This window comes from Vibrio sp. 10N.261.52.A1 (assembly GCF_002876325.1).
Classification (GTDB): domain Bacteria; phylum Pseudomonadota; class Gammaproteobacteria; order Enterobacterales; family Vibrionaceae; genus Vibrio; species Vibrio chagasii.
On record NZ_MCYD01000669.1, the window covers coordinates 1 to 6,555 of the forward strand.

The following is a 6,555-nucleotide window of genomic DNA, read 5'->3' on the forward strand; positions in this document are numbered from 1 at the left end:
CCTAACGGCGCGAGCGCTATTGGACTTTGTTTACCAGATCTTAGCGGGCGATGACTACCTGTTTGACAATCTATTCTCTGGCTCAGATAACGAGCTTTTAGAGCATATTCAAAGCTTTGACCCAAGCAATATCCACACTCGAAAAGTAGATGAGTTTGTTCTTCAGTTTGGTTTGGGTATTGAAGATGAAGGCTTTACACAACTTAAAGATCAAGTGAAAGCACAGGGTGTATTTGATGTGCTCACCGCAGCTTCATACTTGCGTATGGTTTATCTGTTGAAGGACGAAGAGCAATTTGCGAATGGCTACATCAATGAGCTGAAAGCAGACTTTGATAACTCTTTGGTCCATCAATACGCAAACATCTGGCTGCTTCACCGTGAGTTTGATGGTTCAGGAAAGCAGAAGAAAGAGCTGAATAAGTTCTATAAAGATACTCTCATTTCAGCTGTGCATCGCTACTGTAACCGCAATTCGCCATCACTTGATAAAGACCAGTTCTTTATCTCTGAATACAACGGCTTCAAAACAGCGGCTGAACTTGAAGTGAAACCTGACTTTTCATCGATTAAAACGCAAGCAGTGAGCAAGATAGGCTCATTTAACGCTCATATTCGAGTCGACGATCATTCGCTTCTGCCAATGCCGATAAGTATTAACTTGTTGGAGTTATTGGAAAAAATCAACCAAGGGTACCGTCCGAATAAGCACGACAAAAACGCCGTACTTCTCTTGGATGAAGTGATTGAGCAAATCATCACGGTAGCGAACGAAAAGAATACTCTGTTTATTCTCAAAAACGACAAACGCTACAAGATCGTGAATGAAGATGATGAATATTTTGAAGTGAGTGGCTTATAAAATGACAATGGATAATTACACCCAACCATTTAATCAATCGCTGCCACAAACTGCGGAAGGCGTGCCGAATAAAAACAGCCTAACCAGCTACTTACCTATTCGAACTAAAGGCAATGATTTTGATTTTGATGCTGTCATCGGTTTGGTTTTGCGTGGGCTTTTACGTAAAAAGGTAGAAGGCTATAGCTACGACGAGTTTGTGGCCGACTGCCAAAGCGCGTTTGAAGAAAAGCTTGGTGAAGAAGAGTTTTGGCAAGTGTTAAAAGAGATGTATTTTGAAAATAAAGACATCTTTACTGTGAGCCCTGAACTCCTTCTGTTCCGTGCACAAAAAGGTGAATTTGCAGCGGGTGATTCACGTGTTGCTTCTATGTACACCAATTTACTTCAGAACATGCGTGTAGAAGAGTTTGATGCCAAATTAAACTTTATTGAACGTGAAATGCTTTCTACGCTTCGTGGAAAAATGAAGTCTGACTCGTCGTTGCAAGCGAGCGAGAAACCGTATCTACCTTATCTTTCGAAAGCATTCCGTGACGACCTTAAATTCTTGGCAAGTCGCCCTAAGTATCTGCTTAGTGAAATAGAGTCGTTCCTGTCTTTTTATGGTTTCGCATACACTGCGCAGTTGAGTTTAGCGCTAACAGATTGGCGCAGTGGTCAAGAGCCAGTGGCTAAGCCTCTCTATTTCATTATGGATCATGAGCGTGCCAGTAATGAGCGTACTCATATTAAGAATCATGGCTATAAGCTGTTTAATGAGTCAGCCACTCGACTATTCCCTATGCTGACGATGCTTGAGCTGCTTCAGCCGGGTGTTGGAGATAAGAGCGCGATAAAAGTACCTCTGTGGGAGATATCTAAGGGTATTCAAGAGTCGAAATCGACGCACCTAAAAGAACACCTAGAAAACTTTGCCAGAGCCTTTAAGTCACAGCGTAATCTAGACACAGCTCTAGATGAATCTGAACTGGCGATCGACTGGCTTGGTAACATAATGAAGCTCGCATCCGCACAGTTTAGCGTCGGCGAACGTTTCAATATCAACAAGAAGTATGTGTCAGAAGTAGAAAAGTACCTAGCGTCTCACTTTATTCAAAGTCGAGGCCGCAGCGGTCGAGTATTAGTGCTCAACCAAGACTACATCATCTTATTGACCAACCTTGTTGTTGGAGAAAAGGACAAACTCCGTTTCCACGAACTGATCACAGCTTTTGAGCAACGTGGCATTTTCGTTGATAAACAAACAGAACAAGAACTAATTAAATTCTATGAGCGCATTGGTAACGTAGAGCGCATGAGTGATAGTGGAGACGCAGTTTATGTCCGTAAAACAATTTGAGACCTTTCTAGTAGAGCAGTTTTTAGCGGATGCTGAAACACACATTAAGGCAGGTTTCCGTTATCAATTTAAGTCGCCAGACAATGAAAATAGTATGCGCTTGTATCAAGCGATGACGGCTCATTCTGAAAACAGCATTGATGCGACTAACGATATCAAGTTGCCATTCATTGAACTATCAGGCTGCAAAATCGTACCTGTGATTCATAGCGAAAACCCAGCAGAATTCGAAGGCTTCACTGAAAACTATATCTCACATCTACGTGACGAAGTGGCGAGCCAATCTGGTTACTTAAAAGGTTGCGCTCTAGTTGTAATCCATAACAGCTTGCTTGATACCTTGATAAACTCTGCAGAAGACTTGGCTCAAGTGGGGCAGGTTTGGAGCGCATCAAAGATCAAAGCCGCAATGAAAGGATTGATTGATCAGCAAGACAAAGGGCGCGATGTGTCGAACTGTCTGCTTGATGATCAATTCGATGCCATTTTAGAAGATGGCGCAACCATGTTTGGTTTCGAGTCGCTATACAAAGCCGTTGAAGACGGTGACTTACGCTTCAATGAATTAGGCATGTTTGAGGATCCACTCGTAGCTGAAATGAGCGGCAATCCTAAGCAAATTAAAAAACGCCTAGAAGACAACCGTGCACTTTACGAAGAGCTCTCTTTTGAAGTTGAACACTTTGGTGGTCAGCTTCAAGACCGCTTGAAATCATTTGGCGAGAAATTTATTAAAGAGAACTTCTCAGAAACGGATGCATGGAAAGATGTTGAGCTCGAAGCATTCCTACAAGAGAAAAAGCGCAATGCTCAGCAGCAGCTAGTTCTCGAAGAAGAGCAGGCTAGCGACGGTATGACCATCACAGCTCGTAATCGTGCAGAGACCAAAGCAGGCATGCGTGATCGCCACTTAATCATCGAGTTAGATGAAGGTGTTAATGAGTTTGAACTGAAGCTGATCTTCCAAGGTGCGAGTAATCTCGATAAAAGCCAGTTCAAAATTCAGCCAGCAAAAGCGCTGAATAATGAAGAAGTGATTACCACACTGAATGGTCTGAAAACAACACGAGCTAGTTTGAAAGGTACGTACAAGCATGAACCGCTGTTCTTTAACTTGGCTCTAAAGCGTGAGAACAAATCTGAGGTTTATAACTTCCGTTGTTTAGTTGTCCGTAAAGGCGAGTTCTATATTGAGCCATTCAAAAATATCTTCTTGGTAGAGCCTGCACCAGCGAAGCAGCGTTTAACCTTGAACATGGAAGAGAACAAACTGCAAATCAGAGCCAACGAAGGCAGCGCATATTCACTGCTTGATGCCAAGCAGGTTGTCGATGCTACAGATTATGCCTTTGTGGATTTTGAAGCGTTAGCTAATGAAGCTGACGAAATAGATTTTGCTGTTAAATCAGGTGATAACCAGCTCAAATTTAATGTTGAAGGTGCAGTAGCGACTGATTCATTGAGTTTACCCTTACTGCTTAATAGAGGTCGTTACCACAAGCTTTTCAAAGATGAATACAACGGTGAGTTTTATTCTCAAAAAGGCAAAGTCGGCATTGATAACAGTGAGTTTGTTGTTCCAGGTGTCCGTTTAAAACTGTTGCGTTGGGAAGAAGAGTTCATCAACAACAAGGTCGTGTCTATTGCGGATTCTGGGGCAATTAAGCTCGATGACCTGCAAGCGATTGATGATGCTATTCACTCCTCTTACGTTGAGCTTTTTGATTACCTAGAACAACGCCGTAGCACACCATCACTGGCATCTTGGGGCGATGAGTATACAACACTCGTCCAAAATACAGTTGATGCTTGCTTAGCGTATTTTGAAGCAATCCCAACGGGTAGCATGCTGACAAAAGAACAGAAATCAGCGTTGAAAATCGGTTTGGTGCAATCTGAAGACGAAGAATACTACTCGCCTTTCCATCCGCTGATTTTGGCTTATTACCTCAATCTAAGAGGTGCGATTCGTGATGATAAGAGCTTTGCTCAGCTTCCTGATGTCACCTTTGAACGCTTGTCGCCAAAGGGTTTGCTGCCATATGTTTACCATCCTAAACATGAGTTTTCCTACAACCAGCAGGTGAAAGAGAACGCGTTTTGGATCAAGAGCGTCCCTCAAGAGAAAAGTTCTCTTACATTCGTCCGTAAGCTGGTAAAAGAGAAAATCGATGAGTTCCAAACTGCATTCAGCCAACTGTTCACAGGCTCTGAGAAGAGCATTATCGTTAATGCGGTGAACCAAGACAGTGCTGAAGAGCTGTTTATGGGGCTGGTGGATTACATCCGTAGCAATCAAGAGCAGTCTGCATCGATTCACATTAACCTGTATGACGATAAGCTAGCGTTCAATGCGTTTGACCGATTCGCAGAAACAGCCAATTACGATGAACTAAAAGAGTGGTTAGAGCTCAACAAAGGTAAAGTGCGTGAGGTTGCCGATACTATTATCGACATCCTTCGTACTCGTCTAACGTACAGTAAGTTCACGAATGCTCAGGCAGAGAAAGATGGCCAGTCATACGCACACCTTTCTTTCTTCCGTAATAATGACAAGGTTGATTGTTCAGATATTGCGATAGAAGACATGGCATCAGGCATTGCTTGTGATGGCCTACTAACAGGTGATGCTTCTGAAAGTAAATCAGGTTCGTACTTTACGGGCTTTGGATTGAAAGGTACGGACTACCAAGACCACCCACACTTAATGATGGCGAAGTATGTTGGTGCTTTATTAAAGCCAGCACTCAAAGCGAACACTCAATATCACGGTGCAAATGCAGTTGCCTTAGCAGTCAGTGAGGACTTTAAAGGCTTACTGGAACGTTCATACGATAGCTCTATCTGGACGACCATTATTGATCCGAAAGTGACATTAGACTTCTTCCACAGTAATGAAGATGTAGTATTGATTCACTATTCAGATCAGTACACCAGTTCTTCTAGCTACGATGCAATCACCGTTACTGCACAGCGCGGTTTGTTTGAGAAAGTCATCAAGCAAGGAGATGGCGGCCAAATCAATGAGTTCAACGCGTTCAACGGTGATTGGCTGTTGAAAATGATGACCTGTGCGCCAACCATCAATAAAGAGCGCAAAGGCGTGATTGGTGCATACAAGTTTGTGACTAGCCTAGTGCATGATTCAGACATTACATGGGTGCCGCTGTCTGTTGCCGAGATGATTCGCGTATCGGGTAATATTGGCCTGAAAATGTCTGATAGCGAATTCTCCCGCAACGTTCAAGGTTACAAGAAAGGCGAAATTTCTGACGATGTATTGCTGGTTGGTTTCAAAGACCAAGACATGTACTTGCTACCTGTTGAAGTGAAAACGGGTTCGGTGCCGAATTACAACAAAGCCGTTAAACAATCAAAAGAGTTATTACGTTACTTAAGCCAAGACTTACTTGGAAGCAAAGACTTAGCGAGCAAGTTATACCGTGGTTTGTTCATGCGCCAAGTTTTGATGCAAGTTGATAAGTATCGCTTATACAAAGTATTTGCTGATGATTACTTCGACACTTTGCTGGCAAACAAAGAAGAGTGGCTAAGAGGTGACTACTCACTTGGTCAAATTGCAGATTACCCAGAAGGCTTTGTGGTTAGCCACCTTGAAGGGGCTGGCTGTTTACAACCTGACTACCAAATGATGGAAGGGGTGTTAAAAGTCGACCTACCTATGGGGCTACTTCCTGGCTTGGTGGAAACTCCGTTGCAAGAAGTGTTGAACGAGTTAGATGTAGTGAAACTTTGCCACGTGCCAAGTGAGTATGTGCTGAACGGTGAAACTCGATTAGAAAAACTCGCTGAAGCTGAATCACAGCCTGTAGTGGTGGAGTCTGATGAGGTTGAAACTACAGAATCAGTGCAGCCTGAGCTGCCGGTTGTTGAAGAGCAAGTAGTGTCAGCAGTTGAGCCTATGAAGGTCGAGTCTAACAGCAACTTAAACGTGTTGTTTGGTCATAATGCGCTAACACAAGCACCACTGAACTGGGAGCCAACTAATACTGCCAAATTCATGAATACCAATACCGGTATTATCGGCACCATGGGTACGGGTAAAACTCAGTTTACCAAGTCGGTGATCACCCAGCTTTACCGCAACCAAGCAGATAACGTAAATGGTGCACCTATTGGGATGCTTATTTTCGACTACAAATCCGATTATGTAGACGATAAGTTCCAACAGGCGACAGCGGGTAAGAAGTTTAACCTTCACAAACTGCCGTACAACCCATTGAGCTTGTTTGGTGACACACCAATGCTGCCAGTGCACACCGCACGTGGCTTCTCCGAAACCATGGGTAAAGCGTTTGGCCTAGGGCAAAAACAACAACTGCGTTTACGT

General features: G+C 43.4%; 3 protein-coding genes. All 3 read left to right on the forward strand.

What is annotated here, in order from left to right:
- Positions 1-862: DNA phosphorothioation-dependent restriction protein DptF (gene dptF, locus BCT81_RS12715; RefSeq protein WP_102424651.1), on the forward strand; the 862-nt coding region annotated here is incomplete at its 5' end.
- A gap of 1 nt (position 863) precedes the next feature.
- Positions 864-2,204 carry a DNA phosphorothioation-dependent restriction protein DptG gene (gene dptG / locus BCT81_RS12720; RefSeq protein ID WP_102424652.1) on the forward strand — a complete coding sequence of 447 codons (1,341 nt, stop codon included), beginning with the start codon at positions 864-866 and terminating at the stop codon, positions 2,202-2,204.
- A partial coding sequence (gene dptH / locus BCT81_RS12725; RefSeq protein WP_102424653.1) for a DNA phosphorothioation-dependent restriction protein DptH occupies positions 2,185-6,555 on the forward strand: 4,371 nt, incomplete at its 3' end. The genes dptG and dptH, both read left to right, overlap by 20 nt.

Coding starts and splice junctions, on each gene's coding strand:
- dptG (WP_102424652.1), top strand. CDS start 864: ATGACAATGGATAATTACACCCAACCATTTAATCAATCGCTGCCACAA.